This window comes from Chitinophaga oryziterrae, assembly GCF_009758125.1.
In the GTDB taxonomy this organism is placed as follows: Bacteria; Bacteroidota; Bacteroidia; order Chitinophagales; family Chitinophagaceae; genus Chitinophaga; species Chitinophaga oryziterrae.
Genome location: NZ_WRXO01000010.1, coordinates 16,342 through 39,827 on the forward strand (window position 1 = coordinate 16,342; position 23,486 = coordinate 39,827).

A 23,486-nucleotide genomic window follows, 5' to 3' on the forward strand; every position below is an offset into this window, starting at 1 on the left:
CCCCTGTATTATTAATACAGTTCCGGAGCAGCATTCAGCATCGGAAACTCGCGCTGATGCCAGTAAGGATATACCGGAAGTACTTCACTTACTGCATCCAGTTTCTTCACCTGTTCTACCGTCAGGTTCCAGCCCACACTTGCCAGATTTGCTTTCAGTTGTTCTTCGTTCCTTGCTCCAATAATAATATTAGATACAGTTGGGCGTTGCAACAACCAATTCAGGGATACCTGTGCTATTGTTTTACCAGTCTCTTCCGCCACCTCATCCAATACGTCAATAATATTGTAGAACACATCATCAGAGATAGACGATGCAGGCACGGGACTACCGCCCTGCGCGACCCTTGCGTCCTGGGGAATTGGCTGATTACGTCTGTATTTACCGGTTAAGCGACCTGCTGCCAGCGGGCTCCACACAATGGTGCCTACATGCTGGTCTATACCCAGTGGCATCAGCTCCCATTCAAAATCACGGTTAAGTAGGGAATAATACGCCTGATGCGCAATATATTTTGCCCAGCCATATCTCTCAGAAACAGACAAGGACTTCATCAGATGCCATCCGGAAAAATTGGAACAGGCAATATAACGCACCTTTCCACTTTGTACCAGGTTGTTCAACGCATTTAAAGTCTCCTCCACAGGTGTATTCGCATCAAAACCATGCAGGTGATACACATCAATATGTTCCGTATTTAACCTCTTCAGACTCTCCTCACATGACTTCACCAGGTTAAACCGGGAAGAACCATAATCATTAACTCCATCTCCCAATGGGAACGTAGCTTTCGTAGAAATCAGCGCTTTATCCCTTATTCCGGCCAGTGCTTTGCCCAGTATCTCTTCTGATGCGCCTGCTGAGTAAACATTCGCGGTGTCAAAAAAGTTTACACCGGCATCCATACAAAGGTTGATCAGCTTCTTTGCTTCATCTACCTGTGTAGCACCCCATGCCTTGAAAAATTCATTGCCACCTCCAAAAGTAGCAGTGCCAAAACTTAAAACAGGCACCCTTAACCCCGATCCTCCTAATTGTCTGTACTCCATTCTTATTGATTTACATAATTATTAATGTATTAAAAAAAGCCGGCCTTTACGGCCGGCTTTCCTAATATCTATTCTTCATCATCTTCTTCGTCTTCGAATTCATCTTCCTCCAGCCACTCCATGTAAGAGTAGTACCAGTCTTCCAGTTTTTCCAGCAGTTCAGCCTTCTTTTCAGGTGCATCCTTAAAGAAAGCATCCACGTTATCCACCTCATGAACAATGTCTATATACGCTTTCTCCTCGTCTTCTTCCACACGTTTAGCAAAGAAACGGGGTTCTTCCGTGTGAAAGATATATTCGTTATCAGGATCCGTAACAGGATCATCTGCGATCATAAACTTGGGTAACTTTGCCATAGTGATTAATTTGAATAAGTGATAGTACCGCTTGTTAACGGTAAAACAAAAATATTGATAAATCAACAATAGCACAAATACTGTTTTAATATCAATTACTATATCGGACAAAAATACAAGCCAGTCCCGTACACTGACAAGCAAAATCCGTTAACTTAGGAGAAATTTATTATAGATGAGACTATTTTCCCTCTTTGCAGGATTGTTAACAATGATTGTCAGCAGCTGTCAGCAACCTGATAAAAAAACTGCAACAGCCCCTACGGACAGCACCCAAACAGTAAATATCATACATCCCGGCCCTCAATGTTTTACACAGATCATGGGTAAAGACACGGCATATCTCGAGTTTGAGACAGATAACGAAGTAGTAACCGGACAACTGGAATATAAACCATTTGAGAAAGATAAAAATAAGGGGACCATTTCAGGAACCATTATGGATAATATAATAGAGGTAGATTATCATTATATGAGCGAAGGAATCATGAGCGTACGCAAAGCTATCTTTAAACTGAACGACGATAATATATTCGAAGCGAAAGCTACAAAGCAGGATAAAGATGGTCAGCCTCTCTTTGATCAGGATTATAGCAAATTACAATTCGATAGTATTCCATTCGTAAAAGGCAATTGCAGATAAAAAGAAAGTCCCGGGAATAAACCCGGGACATTTTCATCTCATCTTACTACTATGTCAATTATTTTTCCGGGAATGCCATCCGTCTTTTGAAGGATGTCCCCGTATTTACCGGTACTTATATCCAGCGTATAAATGCTGCCCTCCGTACCCGCAATCAGTTTGTTCCCATCTTCAATCACCTTTATCATCGTTACTGTTTTACCGCCAAAATCACTGGTCAGCGCTTTCACTTCCCTGTTCAATGGATTATACCGGTAGATCTTATCTCCGGATGTAAAGAAGAATACACCAATAGGGGATGTTTGCCAGCGTGTATCAGCAGTCAGCAGATTAGCCGCCGGAAATTCCTTTTTATAAATGGTCTGGAACCTGGTGTTCCCATTCGTAAAATCCAGTGCAAATTTCAACTCCAATACTTTTCCTGCGCTATCACAAAATGCATATACGTCATTCTCACTGAACTTTGCCATCTTTATAAGGTCCATTTTTAAATCCTTCGGATTAAAAACAGAATCCACCTGCACATAATCTGTTCCAAAATATGTACCACCTGTGAAACGTATAAAATTTCTTTTCACAGCATCAAATCCCAGGTAATAATTATCACTTTGCGAAACAGTAAATACAAAACTGGGGTGCAGATTATAGCTGCCTGCAACAGCTACACCATAAAACCCATAATAAGTAGCGAAAGGAGCCGTCTCAGCAGAACCTATATACATCTGATTATTAATAATAGCGGTGGTCGTACCATTCACAAGATTCTGAAAATAGTTGGGCTTGATAACCGTTGGTGCATCATAGAAGTTCTCATTAATATACTTCAGCCGCTGCATGTTATTTGCATTCACTTCTATAGCAGGATGTGTTCCACCGGCACATACTACCCAATAAGCAGTGATCACATTCATGTAATAAAGATTCTGCACCGGTACCACCTGTAATGCGCCGGTACCCAGTGACTCATGATTGATCCCTTCGTATATATCAGGTTGTACAGTACCGTCCGGTTTTATAAATGATAATTTACCAACCCCGCCATCTTCACTTAATACAACTGTACCGCTTGTAAATGCGGTCTTCCCTATAATCGAGAAATTATAGAAGTACTTCATTCCGGTTGCATTGTCCATAACGGTAAACAGTGCAGAATACCTGCTGGCTCCCAGTCCGTATACAATCCTCAGGGAAGGGCCTTCATAATCCGCAGATCTGGCCTCTTCAGGTATAAGGATCTTCCAGGTGCAGGTCATATCCGTTCTGCCATCAGGCAAGGTAACTACAGGAGATATAATAAGACTATCGCCGGCATAAGCAATATAACTGCTGTCAAAGTTGGATATTACCGGTGGCTTAACTTCCACATAATCATAGTTGCCTTTGTCTTTATAACAGGCTGTTAATACCAATAACAGACCTATACTGAGCAATACATGTTTCATTGGTGCAATGTTTTACTTAGACGATACGGTTGCCGTATTCGTCCTTAAAATAATATTTACCGTCACTGGCATTCTTCTCCAGCAGATACTTGTTATCCGGGTTACCACTGCTGTAGAAATAATAATTGCCATCAGCCTCCAGTGTAATCACAAATCCGGCTTCCGGATAATCGCCTACCCATTTAAAAGGGTCTTGCAGGAATGATTTGAAACGCCTGATATAATACAGGGTCTTCGGTGTTTCCATATAATCTGCCTGAGAAGCAGACAGCGTTGTAGTACCGGCCGCACGTATAAATAACTCATGTTTCACTCTTGAGTAAGCACCCAGCTCTCCTATCCATACATCCCACCAGGTGGGTTTTTCCAGCTTGTTGGATAACTTTACAAAACCCGTCCTCAGCTCCTTAAAGGAAATACCCAAATCCGCACTGGCCTGTAAGGATAGATAGATGATGACGCTCTTTGTTTTTAAAGCAGTGTCTTTATTCAACAGGATTATTGGCAAAAGGCAAATACCGGAATCAGCAGGAATAGTATATTCCTTTTCCAACGGCTGATAATGCAGAGAAGCAACAGCCGTGGTAGAGGTATCTATAATTCCCACACTGAATTTTCTGTCTTTTTTTTGCCTTATACCGGAAATACGCACAGGGATGAATACAGTATCCAGCTCTTTACCTATACTATAAGCAAAGGAATAAACAAGACTATCTGCCTTATCATCTTTTATATCCGGTGTAAAGTCGAAATATATATTATCTGAGCTGTTATATACCAATGATTCGTTCTTACTACAGGCAGAACATAATACGATTGATAAAAAAACGATTATCTTTTTCATCTGACTGGTTTATCTGGTACCAAATTGGATTTCATCATCAGGCAATGGCAGTACAAAAATGTTATCCGCAGGAGAATATAATATTCCCGACTGACCAACAATGGCCCTGTTCAGGCGCTTGTACATATAGAAGATTTGTCCTTCTCCGTAGAATTCCTTACGGCATTCTTTTACCAGCTCATTAAGGAATACATCCCTGGATGGCTCATTGGTGATAGTAGCACCAATCCCCCTGTTCAGTCTTACCGTGTTAAAATATCCCCAGGCCTTTTCAGGATCGCTATCGAAAGTGCATTCCGCAGCGATATAATATATTTCACTCAGTCTGATAGCAGGAGCCATCTGGTAATGCAAATTAGCATCTCCATCACGGGTATACTTTTCCAGCTGCAGATAAGTACCGGATGATTCTGATTGCTCGCTCAGCCATTGTTTATAACGGAAATCATCTCCGCCAACACTGGCCACTTCGTAAATAATCTGCCCTTCGCTGGTAGCAACATGCAGGCTTTGTGACCCACTGCGGAAAAGGTCTTTCAGGTTATCCGTTCTGTTGGGAATGTACCAGCCGAATATGAGCTCTTTGTATAAGATCCTGTCTTTTTTCTCAGGATCAGGATTCAGGAAATTATTCTGTTTGGTCCAGGGAAATTTGTTAGCATTGATTATTTCCAAAGCATTGTTCAATGCATTGGCTTTATCGCCTTTGTATAAATAAACTCTTGCCAGTGTTCCACATACCGCATAATAATTCATACGATGCCTGCGCTGTTGCAGAAATAATTCTCCGGCAGTTTCTGTACTTGAGTCTTTTAAAGGATACCCAACTATATATCCTCCGGATAAAATAGGGTCTGATGTACGCAGTAATTCTTTTGCATTGTTTAAGTCGGCAATAACAGAATCCAGCACGGCTGCTACACTACTAATGGGTGTTACTGCCTTACTGAATACCGTCACATAGGGAACTCCTTTTGCATTGGCATTACTGACATAAGATGGTGCAAACATCCTTAGTGCATCAAAGTGAAAATATCCACGTAATGCCAGTGCTTCCCCTTTGATCAGCGAATACCTGGTACCGGAAAACATTTTTTGTTTTCCTTCAATATGCTGCAGGATCAGATTACTGTTGGCAACACCATTATACAGCGCTTTCCATGCACGGTCCTTACGGGCAATTAAACTGTCATCCTTATAATTGAATAAAGCTGTTTGCCTGTAATGTTTCCCGTCTAAGCTGGGAATGGTATAATTCTGTGCCATTACATCCAGGATACCACAGGTGATCTCTTTACCATAACTATCTTCCTGGGCGCAACGGCTATACACACCATTCAGCGCCTCCTGGAATCCTTCTTCTGTACTGAACAGTACATCCTGTGAAACTTCTGACTGTGGCTTCACATCCAGCCACTTCGAACAGGATGTTAAACAACAGCCGATGATGATGAGTAGTGTAAATGTTCTCATAGTTAAAACCGTGTTGAAAGTGAAAAGGTGAAGCTCCTCGCAAATGGATAATCGATCCCTCTTTCTGCTTCAATAGTAGAAGTACGCCAGATGTCATTCATGTTTACAGAGAAACGCAGACTCTGCATCTTCAGACGCTTGTAAAAAGATGCAGGAGAATCATAGGCTAAATAGATGGATTTCAATTCCAGTACATTCTCCCTTTGTACAAAACGGGAAGACGTTTTCGTAGAACCCTGATCTGCGATATTCTTAAAGAATACATGATCACCTGGTTGTTTCCATCTGGAAGATAATACCCTTGAATCCACATTGTAACGGGGATCAGCATTTTCAACACGGTCTACCAATGTCTGATTATACATGTCTCCACCGCATTTACCATAGAACTTTATCTCTGTCATCCAGTTCTTATAATTAAGACTACCTCCAAAGAAACCTTCCAGTTTGGTATTCTGATCTCCTACAGGTACCATATCTTTCACATCATATTCATAAGTCTTCGTACCATCTTTCTTCACAAATATTTCCTTTCCGTTTTCAGGATCTATGCCTAATGATTTCACCGCATAAATAGTGTACAGTGATTGCCCTTCTTTATAACGTAATAATGGTACAGAACTGAAATCCTTATCGGTTGCCTGTTTAGTATCCACTTTATCGTTGTAGCTCTTCAGTGCATTCGAGATCTTCGTGATCTTATTATCATTCCTTACCGCGTTGGCCGTCAGGTTAACAGACACATTCCTGCTACGGTATACATTCGCACGGAAAGTAACTTCATATCCTTTATTCACCATCTCCCCAAGGTTTTCCTTATACTCTGTAAAACCTGTTGATGGCGGCACTATCACATCTGCCAGCAGGTCCTTTGTGAGTTTATAATAGTAACGCGGAGAAATGTAGATCCTGTCGCGGAACAGACCAAGCTCCAGACCTAAGTCAAAGTTCCTGGTCCGTTGCCACTTCAGTCCCTGGTTACCATAGCTTTTGAACACAGTTCCTACACCTGTAGAATACCAGTCGCTGCTATAATATTGATAGGTGGTATTGGATAAATAAGCCGGAAAGGAAACATCTCCTGTTAAGCCGGTCGTTGCTCTTAATTTTAACTGACTAATTACTTTATGCGACATGAAATGCTCGTTGTGGACATTCCATCCAAGTCCCAAAGCCCAGAATGGGGCCATACGGGAATCAGTACCAAACTTGGACGATGCATCTACACGTATTGTACCGTCCACCAGAAAACGGTTCTGGTAAGAATAATTCGTAGAGAGGAACCCACCTATTAGTCTTTCCTGTGAAACTGATCCATCCGGAGAACCATCAATCTCATATCTGCGGGCAAACTCTAATTCAGAAAATCTGTCATTGGTAAAACCCTGTGCTACCAGAGATCTGTTATCCCCTTTGCGGTCCTGTATATTTGTACCCAGGCTCAGATTTATATAATGAGAAGAACCGATCTGCTTGAAATAATTCATCGTCAGACTTCCATCTACCTGCCAGTTGTCCTGAGTACCATAAGTATATTTACCACGGTCTTTCAGATCATCACCGGTAACCGTGAAGTAATCATTACTAAAGGGAGATACAAACTTATCAGCAGTACCTTTTAATTTAGTCAGACTTGCCTGCCCTCTTACTTTAAGCCCATCAGTAATATTATATTCTATTGAGAATGCATCTACGAACTCCAGGTATTCAGTCTTATCAAAACTACCTGTTGTAGCTTCATACATAGGGTTTAACACGGTAAGAGAAGACGCGCCTTTGACTGCATCATAATAGCCCCATTTATCTACTTCCCGAAGCAACCTTCCCATTGAATCCGTTTTAGGATAGTATGGATTCATCTTCACGTAATTAGAGAATTCCCTGTAAGGAGATTCTTTTGAACTAACCTGAGAGATAGTAAACTGATTCATGAACCTGAACTTGTTATTCAGGTTATAAGACAGATTTGTAGATAAACTGTAACGCTTACGGAACGAGCCTTTCATCACACCATCATTTGTCTGATACCTTGCATCCACTCCGTATCTCATAGCTTTGGAACCACCTTCCAGGTAAATGGAATGTTTATGTCCAAGCTCTGTGGCTACCGGCTGAGACAACCAGTAAGTATTAATTCCGCTCAGTACGTTTTTCTTCTTACGGTAATATTCCTGTTCAAGTTCATCCGGGCTGTCAACCATATTGGCCGTATACACACCCGCCAGTCTTTCATATTCCAGCTTATCTTTTGCATTCAATACGCGGTAATCTGTAAGATCAGGAGCGGTGACAGTCAGTTCATAATTATAGGAAAGCGCCAGCATTCCTTCTTTAGGCGCTTTGGTAACAATTACCAGCACACCGTTGGCCGCACGGGAGCCATATACAGCTGTAGCCGCAGCATCTTTCAATAAGGTCATGGATGCTACCCTGTTAGGGTCAAGGTCAAAGATAGTTTGCAGACTTACCTCGTACCCATCCATAATAAATGTAGGCAGGTTAGTAACGCTGGCAAGGTTATTCCTGTTCAGCGTGGCAATATCTCCTGTTGGTAATGCTGTAGTACCTCTTACATTGATGTTAGGTAATTTATTAGGATTTGAGCCATTAATATTATTCTCAACGATCTTAAAGGAAGGATCAAATGATTGAAGACTGGCCAGGATATTCTGAGGATTAAATCTTTTGAGTTCCTCTCCGGAGATAGTAATCGCTGTTCCTGTAAAGTTATCTTTCTTTATTTCCTGGTAACCGGTGATCACTACATCCTTTACAGATTGTATATCCGTTAATAATTTAACGTTAATGTCTGTGCGGTTATTAATGTTTATCTCCTGCGCCTTAAAACCGATAAAGCTAAATACCAGAACGGCCTTTTCCGGTACATTCTTTAATGTGTACTTACCATCATTACTCGTATGCACACCATTATTCGTTCCTTTTACAAGTACGGTAACACCCGGTAATGGTATCCCGTTTTCGTCAGTCACGGTACCACTCACAATTCTTACCTGTTGTACAGGTATAACCTGTGCTGCAACTATCGGTGTAATTTTAGGACCAGCCGGATTAAGCCTGTAAATGATATACTGGTTCATGGCTGCCTGTTCTGCTTCCAGGCCTAAAGGCTTCAGCAAATTGTTCAGGTAATCTACAAACTGCACGCCATCTGCTTTGGCAGAAGGAGGCAGTACCTGGATATTGTTAACAATCTCTCCGATGTAATTGATACGTACTTTGTACCGGCCTTCAAGAGTCGTTAATAAATCTTTTAATGCCACACGTGCGGTACTGGATGGATGGGCATTTTGAACATAACTACTGGCGGAAAATGACATTTGTTCCGGCATAGGATTACTAAATACAGCATGTTGTATTAATAATAAAAGCGCCGTCTTTCCACCAATACACCTAAAGTAATTTCCAGGCATAAGCAATAGATTAAGGTTGGTTGATTTACAAATAGCAGTACTACTTTCTGCTGATAATATAGTTGTGCTGTTGGTCTTCTTTGATTACTACGTTAAACGACCTCGACAATGTTTTAAAAAAGATGGCAATATTGTCCATCGGTATAGTCCCTGTAAATGTTTGCTGAGCCAGTCTTTCGTCTTCTATTTTTATATTGATCCCAAGATTGTCCTGTAATGCGGCAATGATATCTATGATAGGTGTATTATTAAAAACAAGTGTGTTATTCAACCAGGAACAATAATCCTGCGGGTTAACTGTGCTGCGGCTGAATTGCTTTGTAGCAGCAGAATAAGTGACCATATCACCCGGCTTCATAGTAATATCGGGCAGTTGTGCCTGGTTAAGGCCCAGCCTCACGGTTCCGTTGTTCAGTACGACCTGCGTTTTTATCCTGCGGGTATTTACATTAAATGCAGTACCTAATACCTGTACATTTACATCTGTAGTATGTACCAGGAAAGGCTGGTTATTATTTTTGTGAACAACAGAGAAATAACCTTCTCCATCAAACCATATCTCACGGGTTTTATTATGCCTGTAACGAAGTGTTGAATGAGCATTTAACCTTACGACCGACCTGTCAGGCAATATGACGGTTGTCAATTCCCCATATTGCGTAGTGTATTTTATTTCCCTTCTGTTATAATTATAATATGCAACACTAGCCACCAGCAGTCCCAAGAACACGGCCGCATAACGCCACCATTGCGGCATAACAAATCGTTTACCGCCATGAATGGTCGTCAGGATCTTTACCCATATCTCCTGCTGATCTTCCAGTGCAGGCTCATATTCTTCCTCACCAATGAGCAATAGAATATCCTTTGCCTGTTCGATCATTGCCCTTTTATCAGGATGCTCTGCCAGCCAATTGTCCCAGAAAATATTAGTATCATGATCGGGATTGATTACCCATTTACGAAACAACTCATGATGCAGAAAATCTTTTATTGAATAATCATTAAACAACATCACCAGCAATGCTTTTATAGATAAAGCAGTGTAACAGGAAAATCTTAGCGTTTATCTGTAACTTTTTTTAAAACTTATTCGATCCGTATATATAGGCCATAATCGCCACCAGTTCATCGCTATGTTTTCTCAGATAATTTAATGCCTTTGACAGTAATACGTAGGTGGAGTCGATACTGAGAGACATAATATCAGCAGTTTCCTGGGTGGTGAGTCCTTCGTAATAGCGGAGATAAAGGATCTCTTTTTGCCGCTTTGGTAATTTTTTGATCACTTTCTCCAACTTCTTACTTCTTTCCTGGCTGGACTGTTCCTCAATGATAGTTTGCTCAACAGAAGGGGCCGATACAGCAGTCTCAAGGAGCCTGTGCAGTAATCCCGGGCGGGAATGACGAACAATACGCCTCTTCAGGCTGGCAAAAAGATAATATTTAATAGAATCCGTGCCCGACAATCTTTCCCGGCTAAACCATAGAGCAGCGAACAGATCATGGATACAATCTTTTACAACCCCACTCTCCGTAAAAATCTTCATCCCGTATTTATACAGTGAAGGGAAGTGGGTATTGTAAATGAAAGCCAATGCATCTTCATCGCCATTTATCAGCTTGCTCCATAGCTCTTTGTCGTTTAAACAGCTATATGAGTTCTCCTCCAAGTTGACTGTGTTTATTTATCTCCCCCAAAATATACATCCTGTTAATGGCATCCAAATATGAGCTGGCATTAAAATTGGATATAAGTACAATACCAGGTCATATTGACCTCCACAACTTTAAAATATAATTGTTTATGAACTCACAAAAACTCCGTACAGGTTTATTTGCCGTGGCCATCACAGTATCCGCTGTACTTGCCGGACAGGCAGGAACGGCTCAGGGTATTGATAGCACAGCTAAAAAAGTTGGTCATAAAACAGCGTCTTTAGCTGTAAAAGGTGCGTCAAAAATTACTGACAAAACTTACAAGGGCAAGGAAGGTCCAGGCGGCCAGACTGTTTATATAGACAAACACGACAAAAAATATTACGTTGATGAAAAGGGTAAAAAAATCTACCTGAAAGCATCACAAATACACGATAAACCGGAATAATTAAGCAACAATGCCCTTATGTTTGGTAGCATAAGGGCATTGTTCTTTTATATCTTAAAACTTAACCTTCACTTAACTCCAGCCAGCGCATCCCCTTTTCATCCAGCAACTTTATCACTTCTCCCACCCGGCGGGATAATGGCTCCAGTTGATCATAAGGGATAGTCCCTCCAGCAAGCTGACTATCAATGCTTTTCTTCTCATTTTCCAGATCGGCAATCTCTTTTTCCAGCAATTCAAGCTCCCTTTTCTCTTTAAAAGACATCTTACGGACAGGTGCTGCGGGTGTTTCCACCTTTTTCTCCTGTACGACTGGTTTAACTTCAACCGGCGGATTCTTACTTTCTTCTTTCTCCCTCTCACTTCTATCCTTCTCCCATTCCCTGTACTGGGAATAGTTACCCGGAAAATCTCTCACCTCACCCGCACCTTCAAATACGAACAGGTGATCCACTATTTTATCCATAAAGTAGCGGTCATGGCTCACAATGATCACACAACCAGGATAACTCTGCAGGAAATCTTCCAGGATGCTCAGGGTTGGCAGGTCGAGGTCATTGGTCGGTTCATCCAGTACCAGGAAGTTGGGATTACGGAAAAGGATGCTCAGCAGATGCAGCCTTCTTTTCTCCCCACCGCTCAGTTTGGAGATATAAGTATATTGTTTCTCAGGAGAAAACAGGAATAACTCCAGGAACTGAGCAGCACTTACCTTACTGCCATCTGCCAGCGGGAAGTTCTCTGCAATGTTCTTTACAAACTCTATTACCCGCATGTCCTCTTTCACAATCAGCCCACGCTGGTCATAGTTACCAAATACAATGGTCTCTCCCACATTGATCTTACCTGAATCTGGCTGTTCCAGCCCCAGTAACATATTTACAAAAGTAGATTTACCCACTCCGTTCTTACCAACAATACCAACACGTTCGCCTTTCTTAAAGGTATAATCAAAGCCTTTCAGGATAGTCAGGTCTCCGAAAGCTTTATATACCTTCTTCAGTTCCAGTATTTTACCTCCCAGGCGCGTCATTTTCATGTTCAGTTCCAGCTGCTGGGTCTCCAGCCTGGCGGAAGCTCTTTCCTTTACATCATAGAAAGCGTCCTGACGGGATTTTGACTTGGTAGTACGTGCTTTAGGCTGCTTACGCATCCATTCCAGCTCCTTACGATAGGTGTTTCTGGCCTTTTCTACGCTGGCCTTGTCCATCTCATCACGGGTAGCCTTCTTTTCCAGGAAGTTTTCGTAGTTGCCTTTATAGATGAACAGCTTCTGCTGATCTATTTCCATGATTTCGTTACAAACACTGTCCAGGAAGTAACGATCGTGCGTTACCAACAGCAATGTCACATTCTCCTGATCCAGGTAATTCTCCAGCCACTCGATCATTGATACGTCCAGGTGGTTGGTAGGTTCATCCATGATCAACAGGGTATGCCGGTGTTCGAATCCTATGTCTATCAATACTTTAGCCAATGCCACACGTTTCTGCTGACCACCCGAAAGGGTACTCACTTGCTGATCCAGGTGGTGAATATTCAGCTTACCAAGTATCTGCTTTACTTTGGTATCAAAATGCCAGGCATTCAGCTCATCCATTTTCTCAATGGCCTCCGTAAACTTATGAACATCAGGCTCTTCTTCTTCAGACAACAGCTCATATTCCCTGATGGCTTTTAATATAGGATGGTCCTGGGCAAAGATATTCTCCAGGATGGATTCTCCAGGTTTAAAGAAAGATTGTTGCTCCAGCATCACCACTGTAACGCCTTTATGAATCCATACGGTTCCTGAATCGGGAGACTCCTGACCGCAAAGAATACGTAACAGGGTGGATTTACCATGGCCATTCAGTGCCACCAGCGCTATTTTATCACCTTCCTCAATGTGAAAAGAAATATCCTTGAACAGCGGCCCTGCGCCGTAACTTTTTGTTAGTCCTTCTACCGTAACATAATGCATGGCGCGAAGTTAGTAAAATGTGTGCATGGGACAGCAAGGGTTATAAAAAACCCCGAAACAGGTGTTCCGGGGTAAAATAATTTTAAGGCAGACAGATCAGATAAATTCTGATAGTTCATTCTGCGTCGGGAAACGGGCAACTATGTTCTTGGTACCGGGATTATTGGTTATTTTCCCTTTTACATTGTTCACTCCAGTTTCGTTAGCAGGAAGCTTTTTTAGCAGTTGGAACATGGTAATGATAATAAATATTACCATGCAGTGCTGAGTGATAACCGGCATGAGGGTAAGTAGGATTCTAGTGCTACTCTAACAAAAATAATGTTTTCATCTTTTTTTAGCTACACCGGTTAGTGTTACTGTTAATATAACGGTCTCACACTAACGATTTTCACACTTCTATTAAATCATGCCTTTAAATAATCCCATTCGTTTAAATGTTAAACTTATCTACAACGAAAGAGGGAGGTGCTTATATCATCATTAAAAATCATAATACAGTTGCCTGAAGCTACTCCGCAGCCCTATCTGGAAGATGGCCTCATTATTTTTAGCCAGACTATTTTTCTCCTGACGGTTAGTTACAGAGCATTCAATACGCAGATTATATTTAGGGTTTAATAAGAATGCAATTGTACCCTGCAGATACAAAAAGTTTGTTTTGAGTCCCTGTCCTATATGGTTACCAAAATTTTCCGCTCTTGTATTGTACGATTCAAAGATGTTTTTACCATAATTGATACCGGCAGAATCCAGACCATATTTGGCTACTGTAATCTGTCCGCGCAGGAACCAGCGCTTATAACGGTAATCTGCAATATTCACCCATTCAACAAAATTAGCTCCCATAGGGTGAGCCAGTGACTGGCTATAGTGTCCATAATTGTTGAGTGTGGTCCGTTGTGAATAAGTATAAGGCCGGGCCGCATTTACTTCTGTCAGGAAATTCAGGTTCTTCACCTTAAAGAGGTTATTGGAACGGAAACCAGCCTGTCCGCCAAACTTGTTTGCCCACCAGCCATTACCAGAAAAAATCTCTTTAAATACAAACTCATCCAGGATAAACTGCCCATAGAATGTACTGTTCTTTGATGGAGCATATTTAAGATTGATACCCATCAGGGCATTATCCGGAGATCCTACAGAAAACTCAACCGGACGGAGGAACACTATAGGATTGATATAGCTGGCATCAAAACCACGTTTTCCACTGGAATCTGAGTCTTGCCAGATAACAGCTTCAAATAAGCCTAAAGACACTTTTTTACTGATATTCCAATCTAAGTAATTAAATACACCCCATTTTTTCCTGTAACCCGTGCCGTAGGATGCTTCGGGATACTCCCTGTCTATAAACTGCGCCCACATGGTGGTATACTGGATATGTCCAATATTAGCAATAATCTTCAGGAAAGGGTAATTGAAAGCAGCATCAGACAAAAGCATGGAACGGTAACCATCACCAATAAAATTCTTATCATACCCTAACTGGAAGTCAAAATATTTACCTGCTTTGTAATCAATCAGCGCAGAAGAAGAAGCAAAGTCAAATGCCTTACCATTAGAATAGGACTTCCATTCTCCCTGTCCGGGTACAATACCAGTCTGACGTCCGTAGGCATCAACATAACCGGGGAATTTCCCCTGATTTTCATAAAATTCTGCCCTGAAACTCAAGTTCTTCCCGATAGTACCACCGGCTATTACACCACGTGTATTCAGCCAGGTAGAGCCATTTTTATTATCATGTCCGATCAGCAGATCTGGCAGGATACTGGCGTAAAAAGTATAATCCTGTTCGTTTACCTGTAACAGGTGTTCACGAAACAACTTACGGTATAGCCAACTTTGTTTGCGGGTAGTATCTCCCTGAGGAAGATCAAATGTAGGTTGCACTGTATAATCACGCTGGGAGGAATGGTAATTGTTTGTATCTGCAACCGATTGGTAAAAGCCCAGTGAATATTGACGACCGGCACTTTGTGCATTCACAGACAAATTAACAACCAGGCAACAAAAAAGGAGTAGTGCCCCAGGGGTATTACATTTTTTAAACATAAAGAGAGATTAGCTTGCCAGGTGCAAATATAAGGCTTTAGGGAACAGATTTGTATATCCCCTCAATTTTGTAACCGGATCATATTAAATATAATACATAAAAAATTAAACCAAAAATTGTTTCTTTGTTAAACCTTTATCCATATCGAGAGTCAAAAGTTCAATATTTTAAACAAGAGCACGTCAGCCTATTTATTAAATGCGAATGCGAACTTTAGCACCAATAATTTTATTTGTGTATGATAACCCGTGTCATACAGAGCAAACCTTGGAAGCACTATCAAAAAATGATCTCGCAGATCAATCTACTCTGTACGTAGTTTGCGACGGTTATAAGAAGAATGAGAGCGAGGAAGTGATAAAGAACATACGTAGTGTGCGGGAAATATGTAAAAAGAAGCAATGGGCCAAAGAAGTGATCATTTCAGAAAAGGAAACAAACGAGGGGAAAGCGAGCTCTATAATAAACGGTGTTACCAGAATTTTAGAAAAATACGGTAACATAATTGTACTGGAAGATGATCTTATCACTTCTCCCGGATTCCTTACATATATGAATGATGCACTTGATTTGTATGCATCAGATGAAAAGGTAATGCATATAAGCAGCTACTGGTTCCCTATTAAAAAAAGTATCCAACTCTTACCTGAAATATTCTTCTGCAGATTTGCGACTTCACATGGCTGGGCAACATGGAAACGCGCCTGGGCCAAACTGGAAACAGATGCCTATCACCTGAAAAAGGAAATAGGGTACCTCAGCGATGGGATCAAAAAATTTAACATAGAAAATTCATACCCTTACCTGAACCAGCTCGAATACAATGTAATTGGCAAAATAAATACCTGGGCTATAAAGTGGTATGCTTCAATTTTCCTCAACAATGGGCTTTGTCTTCACCCTAATATTTCACTTGTAAATAAAGGTATGAATACAGCGGACTCACCGGCACTATCAGGCATTCGGGTAGATAAAATTTCTTTAGAAGAAAATATAACTGCAGTACGGCTCCTAAAGCAATTGCATAAAAGCATTCATAGAAATTTTATTGATGAGTAAAGTATCGCTATTATGAAATGAGAACACTATCAACTAATCATCCCGTAAAAGATATGAATATTCTCCACATCAATACTTATTTGCATGGAGGGGCAGCCATAGCAGCATTAAGAACACATCATGTACTGTTACAAAACGGCATTAAATCAAAGTTCCTGTGTTTATCAGGTAATTTAAAAGATCGTCAACAGACATTCCAGGTAGATAAGAAACACAGGAAGACGAGCCTTAAATTGATCGCTTCGAAAACAATATACAAATTAGCTCTTTTAACAGGGAAAACATCCAGGCATGAGATGTTTTCCCTTCCTTATTCATCATACGATCTCTCAATTGAAAAATTAATAAGCCAGGCTGATATTATTCATTTGCATTGGGTTTCAGGATTTGTTGATTTCCCTACTTTTTTTAAGAAAATAAAGAAGCCCATCATCTGGACATTACACGATATGAATGCTTTTTCAGGAGCATTTCATTATGAGGACGATCGTCTTTTTAATGAATCACCACTGCTCAGGAAAATGGACATGATGATCAAAAGGTTGAAAGAAAGTATCTTTAAACAGGTAAAAAACCTTTACATTACCACTCCTTCTCAATGGTTAATGTACAAATCAAAAAAAAGCATTGCTTTTTCCCATCTCCCTCACGCACATATACCTCCTTTGATAGATACGACTGTATTCAGAATGTCTGATAAACAGCAGGCACGGGAAAAATCAGGCTTGCCCGCAGAAGGAATCATTTTCACTTTTATGAGTGAAAAGCTCGATAATAAAAGAAAAGGTCTGGAGATCCTTTTAAAAAGTATAAAGCTGCTACTGGAAGACCTTAATGAAAAAGTTACCATTGTCAATATAGGAGAAGGTCGTTGCGATATCAACCACAGTATCAATATGGGAAGGATCAATGATCCGGGAAAGATAGCTGAGATACTCTCCGCATCTGATGCCTTGTTACTGCCATCCAGGGAAGATAATTTCCCTAATGTAATGGTGGAAGCAAATGCTTGTGGTTGCCCTGTAATAGCATTTCCCGTTGGAGGTATAAAAGAATTTATAACGGATTATTTTAACGGACTGTTATCACAAGAGGTAAGTGCTCAATCTTTAAAAGAAACACTGGAACTTTTTATAGCAAACAGACAGCGGTTTGATCCGGCAACAATCAGGGAGCATATTGTAAAAACATACTCCCCGCACAATCATGTTGCAAAATATATTGCTATATATAAGCACCTGCTTGCAGATGCTCAATAGGCAGTTACAAAGTAGTTTTCACCTGCTCGTACACTTGTCTTATACCTTCTTCCAGCTCAATGCGGGCCTTCCAGCCGAAGCTGTGTAATTTGGTCACATCCATCAATTTCCTGGGGGTTCCGTCCGGTTTGCTGGTATCAAAGATCAAATTCCCCTCATACCCGACAATCCCCTTAATAAGACGTGCGAGGTCCCCTATGCTGATGTCATGTCCCACTCCTATATTCACCAGTCCCTCTTCATTGTATTGCTGCATCAGGTAAAAGCAGGCATCTGCCATATCATCTGCATGTAGAAATTCTCTTAGTGGCGTTCCTGTTCCCCATATCACCACTTCCGGCGACTGTTTTACTTTTGCTTCATGAAATTTACGCAGCAATGCCGGCAACACATGAGAGTTATTCAGATCGTAGTTATCATTAGGTCCATACAGGTTTGTAGGCATTACCGAGATGAAGTTACAACCGTATTGCGCCCGGTAAGCATCACACATTTTGATGCCTGCTATCTTCGCAATGGCGTAAGGTTCATTAGTAGGTTCCAGTAATCCTGTCAGCAGATATTCTTCCTTTAATGGTTGAGGAGCCATTTTAGGGTATATACAGGATGAACCCAGGAACATCAGTTTCTTTACATCATTTTTATATGCATAATGTATAACGTTGTTCTGAATTGTAAGATTTTCATAGATGAACTCCGCTCTATATGTATTATTAGCCACGATCCCCCCCACTTTGGCGGCGGCCAGGAATACATAATCAGGTTGCTCCTCAGCAAAAAATGCACTGGTTGCTTCCTGACTACGCAGGTCCAGTTCACCTGAACTTCTGGTTACTATATTATTATATCCGTCCCTTTGTAACCGCCTTACTATCGCTGAGCCTACCATTCCACGATGGCCTGCTACATATATTTTATCCTGTTGTTGCATTCAGCTATTCAAATTGATTTAATACTTTATATCCGGCTTCCTTCAGTAATTTCTCACGCTGGAACAACTCAATATCAGCAGCTACCATCTCCTTTATCAGCGCAGGTAGATCATACTTAGGCTTCCAGCCTAATTTCGTATTTGCTTTAGTCGGATCTCCTATCAGCAGATCCACTTCTGTTGGACGGAAATAACGGCTATCTATTGCAAGCACTTCCTGTCCTGGCAGAACAGCTGTTATGTGTCCAGCCACACTTTTAACGAATCCCTTTTCTTCTACCCCACTTCCCTTAAATTCCACTTCGATGCCAGCCTCAGCAAAGGATGATCTTACAAATTCCCTTACAGGAGTGGTTATACCTGTGGCAATAACATAATCCTCTGCTTTTTCCTGTTGCAAAATCAGGTACATAGCCTCTACGTAGTCTTTGGCATGTCCCCAGTCACGTCTTGCGTCAAGGTTTCCCAGGTACAGCTTATCCTGCATTCCAAGCGCTATTTTAGCAACTCCCCTGGTGATCTTACGGGTTACAAATGTTTCCCCTCTGAGCGGACTTTCATGGTTAAACAGGATTCCATTACAGGCATACATATTATATGCTTCACGGTAGTTAATGGTTATCCAGTAAGCATACATCTTAGCTACTGCATATGGAGAACGTGGATAAAACGGTGTTCTTTCTGATTGTGGCACTTCCTGCACCAGACCATATAATTCTGAAGTAGATGCCTGGTAAATCTTTGTTTTTTCTGTTAATCCCAGCAGACGCACAGCTTCCAGAATACGCAATGTACCTATCCCATCCGCATTGGCAGTATACTCGGGGGTTTCAAAACTCACCTGCACATGGCTCATTGCCCCCAGATTATAAATTTCATCCGGCTGTACCTGCTGAATGATACGGATCAGGTTAGTAGAGTCCGTCAGGTCTCCATAATGAAGCGTGAAATTGATGCCCTTCTCATGAGGGTCCTGATAGAGATGATCTATGCGGTCAGTATTGAATAAGGAACTACGACGTTTAATGCCATGGACATAATATCCTTTTGACAGTAAAAATTCTAACAAATAAGCTCCGTCTTGTCCGGTAATTCCTGTGATGAGAGCCGTTTTCATTTACTTTTTAATAAATTTTAGACAACAATGAATGCTATAAAGATATTCATTTATATCCCATATCAACAAAACAATGATTATGTAAACCCATACCTGACGAGATGATACCAATCAGCCCTAATTCGCAAAAAAACTCTATTTTTATAATAAATAATCAATGCTGTGCTAAGACCCAAACTCAATATATCGCGCCTGCTTTTGCTCCGGATGGCCATGATTATAGTATGTTATGCCATTACAATTTCGTGCAACGGGCAACATAAGAAACTGGTTCTTGTTGATAACGGGAAAAGTGATTATAAAATAATCATTCCTGCCAATGCAAGCGAAATAGAAAAGAAGGCCGGAAATGAGTTACAAAAGTACCTTCAACAGATAGGTGGGGTTAAACTACCAGTTTCAGGAGACCAGGCCCCTCCCGGTGGGAATGAGATCCTCATAGGGAAAACCAATCGCACTAACGGGGTTAACTATAATCAACTGGCAGACGACGGGCTTTTAATCCAAACAGATAAGCATAATCTCATATTAACAGGAGGAAATAGAAAAGGAGTACTGTATAGTGTATACACATTTCTTGAAGATTACCTCGGATGTAGAAAATACACAAGCACTGTTTCCTATATTCCTAACCTGACCAAAATAGAGATCCCATCAAATATCCACGAGCAGGAAATTCCTTCCTTTCAATACAGATCGGTTCTTTCTACAGATGCACTGGATAACGATTATGCAGACTGGCACAAAATAAACTACTTCTTTGAGGGATGGGGATTCTCTGCACACAGTTTTAAAACATTACTACCTCCCGATAAATACTTTAAAGATCATCCGGAATACTTTGCCCTTTACAAGGGCAAACGTGTACCCGATGCCCCCTGCTTATCAAATCCCGATATATTACAGATTATGGTTGATAATCTCCGTCATGAGATGTCAACAAGAACTCCAAGAAAATACTGGTCTGTTAGTCAGAATGATAATGGCATTTATTGTGGCTGTGATCTGTGTACAAAAGTTTATAATGAAGAAAAGACACAACAGGGTACCATCATACGGTTTGTAAATAAAGTAGCTGACCAGTTTCCGGATAAAATCATAAGCACATTAGCTTATCAATACTCCGTTCGTCCACCTCACATTACACGCCCTAACAAGAATGTTTTGATCATACTGGCAACGATTGATGCTCCCCGGAATAAACCAATCGGGACAGATGCCCCGGTTGCAACCTACAGACAATATATTACTGACTGGGGCAACATCTGCAATAAAGACCAGCTATTCATCTGGGATTATATGGTTCAGTTCACCGGCGCCTGGGCCCCCTACCCAAATCTTTACTCTATGCAACCTAATATCCAGTTCTTCCAGGATAATAACGCTGGTTCAGTATTAGAGCAGGGCATTTGGGATATGGAAAGTGAATTTTCAGGTTTAAGGTCTTATATTGCCTGCAAGCTGTTATGGGATTCAAAATTGAATTTTGATGACCTGCTGGACGATTTTCTTACCGGCTATTATGGTAAAAATGCAGCCGGTCCCATCAGATCATACATTGATGCAATACAGGCCGAACTGGTCGCACATAACCGGCTCGAAATGAGAGCGCATACACAGCCGTCTACTGCCGCAGCGTCCTATCTCTCCTTGGATAATATAAGGAAGTACCTGGACATCATGGAGCCTGCCGTAAAAAAGAGCAAAGGAACTGCCTATTATGACAGAGTATTGAAAGTAATTTTACCTTTGCATTTTGCGCAACTGGATATTACGAAAAATACACTACTGGGGAATAATATAAAGACGGCAGCAAATGCAGCCAGTGTCAATACCAGTGATGCAGCGACGAAAGAGGACCTTGATAATTTTGTTGACGAGTGCAACAAACTGGGGATAAAATATTTAAGTGAAGATAAAAAAAGTGTAGCAGACTACTATACTAACTATAAAATACAACTGGGCAATTGATCTTCACCAATGCCATTTAAAAAATACTATGAAGGATCTGGCTCCTATTCTATTATTTGTATATAATAGACCGTGGCATACGAAACAAACTTTAGAAGCTTTATCACAAAATGAACTAGCTGATCAATCTACATTATATATCTTTTGCGATGGTCCCAAACCAGATGTTTCTCAGGTAAATTCAGAAAACATCGCTACCACAAGACAGGTAATCAGGGAAAAGCAATGGACAAAGAATGTAATAATATACGAAAACGAAACTAACCGGGGTCTTGCCGATTCGATAGTAAAAGGAGTAACGGAAGTCATTAATAAACACGGTAAAGTAATCGTGCTGGAAGATGATATTGTGACATCTAAAGGCTTCCTCAAATACATGAATGATGCCCTGGATTTCTATAACGGAGAAGAACAGGTCATGCATATAAGCGGATACTGGTTTCCTGTAAAAGACAATAATCCTCCCCTCCCTGATACATTTTTCTACAGGTCCACCTCCTGCTGGGGATGGGGTACCTGGAAGAGAGCCTGGGATAAAATGGAAACAGACGCTCCACTTCTGAGGAAAAAGCTGGCTGATATACCGGGAGGTATGAAGCAATTCAGCATGAATAACTCCTCCGACCACCTTCAGCAACTGGAAAGAAATATAAGCGGGGAAATTCATACCTGGGCCGTAAAATGGTATGCCAGTGTTTTTATTAACAAAGGCCTTTGCCTCCATCCCAATATTTCACTGGCCAATAATATTGGTTTTGATAATTCGGGAGTTAACTGTAACACAGAAGATTCTGGTCAGTATTACTGGAATGAATTAGCCAGTTATATACCTGTAAACAAAATAGAATTATCAGAATCAAAACTGGCAATAAAGTATATTACAAAATTCTACAGAAGAAATTATCCTTTCATATTGCATCAAATGAAAAAATTAGTACCAAGCGGGTTAAAGGAGGTTATAAAAAAAAACTTTTTAGGTAAACCATCCTTATATGGTAAGAATTCTCTTTCCTATCTAAAATACTATCCCCGCTATAAAGAAACCACTATCACTTTAATGGGTAAAGAAACAAAGATCGCAGACAGTGCCTCTTTCCTCTTTATGCATAAGGAGATCTTCAAGAAGGATATTTTTAAATTCAATACAACAGATAAAACACCTTACATCATCGACGCCGGTGCAAATATAGGTTTGGCAACCCTTTATTTTAAGAAGCTGTATCCGGAATCAAAAGTGGTCGCATTTGAACCTGACCCGAAAATTTACAGAATCCTTGAACATAATATAAAGTCCTGGGAATTAAGTAACGTTGTACTCGTCAATAAAGCGCTATCTGATAAAGAGTCCTTTGTGAGTTTCTTTTCCGAAGGTGCGGATGGCGGAAGAATCAATGGTGACGAAAATGGGACTTCGACTATTCAGGTACCCACAGTTAGTCTGAGAAATTATTTAGACAATCAACCCGTTGTAAACTTCCTGAAAATTGATATAGAAGGTGCGGAAATAGAAGTCTTAAATGATATCAGGAATAGTCTTCAACATACCAAAATGATTTTTGTGGAATATCATTCCTTTGCGAATAAACCACAAAGGCTGGAAGATGTGATTAATACTCTTACCGCTAATAACTTCAGGATCTATATTAATGCACCCGGACTATCCCCAGAAAATCCATTTCAATCAGTTCCCGTTATTTCAGGTATGGATATGCAACTGAATATCTATGGAATAAAAAATGATTATCAGAATAGTTAACATAAATTGGAATTATAACCAAATAA

At 40.8% G+C, this 23,486-nt stretch carries 18 protein-coding genes; 6 read left to right on the plus strand and 12 right to left on the minus strand.

Annotated elements, in window-relative coordinates; translation table 11 throughout:
* Window positions 1–11: 11 nt before the first annotated feature.
* Window positions 12–1,049: an aldo/keto reductase gene (locus GO495_RS25865; protein WP_157302859.1), complete on the minus strand. Its 1,038-nt coding sequence runs from the start codon at window positions 1,047–1,049 to the stop codon at window positions 12–14.
* Window positions 1,050–1,117: 68 nt separating this feature from the next.
* Window positions 1,118–1,405, minus strand: a complete 288-nt coding sequence (locus tag GO495_RS25870) for a hypothetical protein (RefSeq protein ID WP_089782035.1) — start codon at window positions 1,403–1,405, stop codon at window positions 1,118–1,120.
* A gap of 175 nt (window positions 1,406–1,580) precedes the next feature.
* Here GO495_RS25870 and GO495_RS25875 point away from each other — a divergent pair, with 175 nt between their 5' ends.
* Window positions 1,581–2,048 (plus strand): hypothetical protein, encoded by a 468-nt coding sequence (locus GO495_RS25875; RefSeq protein ID WP_157302860.1) that lies wholly within the window; start codon window positions 1,581–1,583, stop codon window positions 2,046–2,048.
* A gap of 38 nt (window positions 2,049–2,086) precedes the next feature.
* Here the strand turns inward: GO495_RS25875 and GO495_RS25880 are convergent, their stop codons facing one another.
* The 6 genes from GO495_RS25880 to GO495_RS25905 all read right to left on the minus strand — a co-directional run bounded on the left by GO495_RS25880 (window position 2,087) and on the right by GO495_RS25905 (window position 10,911).
* Window positions 2,087–3,490, minus strand: coding sequence for a PKD-like family lipoprotein (locus tag GO495_RS25880; RefSeq protein ID WP_157302861.1), 1,404 nt, complete (start codon window positions 3,488–3,490; stop codon window positions 2,087–2,089).
* Between the two features lie 16 nt (window positions 3,491–3,506).
* Window positions 3,507–4,334: a DUF4843 domain-containing protein gene (locus GO495_RS25885; RefSeq protein ID WP_157302862.1), complete on the minus strand. Its 828-nt coding sequence runs from the start codon at window positions 4,332–4,334 to the stop codon at window positions 3,507–3,509.
* Window positions 4,335–4,343: 9 nt separating this feature from the next.
* On the minus strand, window positions 4,344–5,807 hold the full coding sequence (locus tag GO495_RS25890; RefSeq protein ID WP_157302863.1) for a RagB/SusD family nutrient uptake outer membrane protein: 1,464 nt from the start codon (window positions 5,805–5,807) through the stop codon (window positions 4,344–4,346).
* Window positions 5,808–5,809: 2 nt separating this feature from the next.
* Window positions 5,810–9,238, minus strand: a complete 3,429-nt coding sequence (locus GO495_RS25895) for a SusC/RagA family TonB-linked outer membrane protein (RefSeq protein ID WP_157302864.1) — start codon at window positions 9,236–9,238, stop codon at window positions 5,810–5,812.
* A gap of 40 nt (window positions 9,239–9,278) precedes the next feature.
* Window positions 9,279–10,253 (minus strand): FecR family protein, encoded by a 975-nt coding sequence (locus GO495_RS25900; protein ID WP_240915346.1) that lies wholly within the window; start codon window positions 10,251–10,253, stop codon window positions 9,279–9,281.
* 67 nt (window positions 10,254–10,320) lie between these two features.
* Window positions 10,321–10,911, minus strand: a complete 591-nt coding sequence (locus tag GO495_RS25905) for an RNA polymerase sigma factor (protein WP_157302866.1) — start codon at window positions 10,909–10,911, stop codon at window positions 10,321–10,323.
* 134 nt (window positions 10,912–11,045) lie between these two features.
* Between GO495_RS25905 and GO495_RS25910 the strand changes: the two genes are divergently transcribed.
* Entirely contained in the window at window positions 11,046–11,345 is a 300-nt protein-coding gene (locus GO495_RS25910; protein WP_157302867.1) for a hypothetical protein, read from the plus strand.
* Window positions 11,346–11,406: 61 nt separating this feature from the next.
* Here the strand turns inward: GO495_RS25910 and GO495_RS25915 are convergent, their stop codons facing one another.
* A complete protein-coding gene (locus GO495_RS25915; RefSeq protein ID WP_157302868.1) occupies window positions 11,407–13,308 on the minus strand; it encodes an ABC-F family ATP-binding cassette domain-containing protein in 1,902 nt (633 codons plus the stop codon).
* A gap of 483 nt (window positions 13,309–13,791) precedes the next feature.
* Window positions 13,792–15,366: a hypothetical protein gene (locus tag GO495_RS25920; RefSeq protein WP_157302869.1), complete on the minus strand. Its 1,575-nt coding sequence runs from the start codon at window positions 15,364–15,366 to the stop codon at window positions 13,792–13,794.
* Between the two features lie 268 nt (window positions 15,367–15,634).
* Between GO495_RS25920 and GO495_RS25925 the strand changes: the two genes are divergently transcribed.
* Entirely contained in the window at window positions 15,635–16,426 is a 792-nt protein-coding gene (locus tag GO495_RS25925; RefSeq protein ID WP_240915337.1) for a hypothetical protein, read from the plus strand.
* Between the two features lie 17 nt (window positions 16,427–16,443).
* Window positions 16,444–17,685 (plus strand): glycosyltransferase, encoded by a 1,242-nt coding sequence (locus GO495_RS25930; RefSeq protein WP_157302871.1) that lies wholly within the window; start codon window positions 16,444–16,446, stop codon window positions 17,683–17,685.
* A gap of 4 nt (window positions 17,686–17,689) precedes the next feature.
* Here GO495_RS25930 and fcl read toward each other — a convergent pair whose 3' ends face one another.
* Window positions 17,690–18,616, minus strand: coding sequence for a GDP-L-fucose synthase (gene fcl, locus GO495_RS25935; protein WP_157302872.1), 927 nt, complete (start codon window positions 18,614–18,616; stop codon window positions 17,690–17,692).
* A gap of 4 nt (window positions 18,617–18,620) precedes the next feature.
* Window positions 18,621–19,733, minus strand: coding sequence for a GDP-mannose 4,6-dehydratase (gene gmd / locus GO495_RS25940; protein WP_157302873.1), 1,113 nt, complete (start codon window positions 19,731–19,733; stop codon window positions 18,621–18,623).
* Between the two features lie 162 nt (window positions 19,734–19,895).
* Here gmd and GO495_RS25945 point away from each other — a divergent pair, with 162 nt between their 5' ends.
* Window positions 19,896–21,704, plus strand: coding sequence for a DUF4838 domain-containing protein (locus tag GO495_RS25945; RefSeq protein ID WP_157302874.1), 1,809 nt, complete (start codon window positions 19,896–19,898; stop codon window positions 21,702–21,704).
* Window positions 21,705–21,732: 28 nt separating this feature from the next.
* On the plus strand, window positions 21,733–23,460 hold the full coding sequence (locus GO495_RS25950) for an FkbM family methyltransferase (RefSeq protein WP_157302875.1): 1,728 nt from the start codon (window positions 21,733–21,735) through the stop codon (window positions 23,458–23,460).
* The last annotated feature ends 26 nt before the right edge of the window (window positions 23,461–23,486 follow it).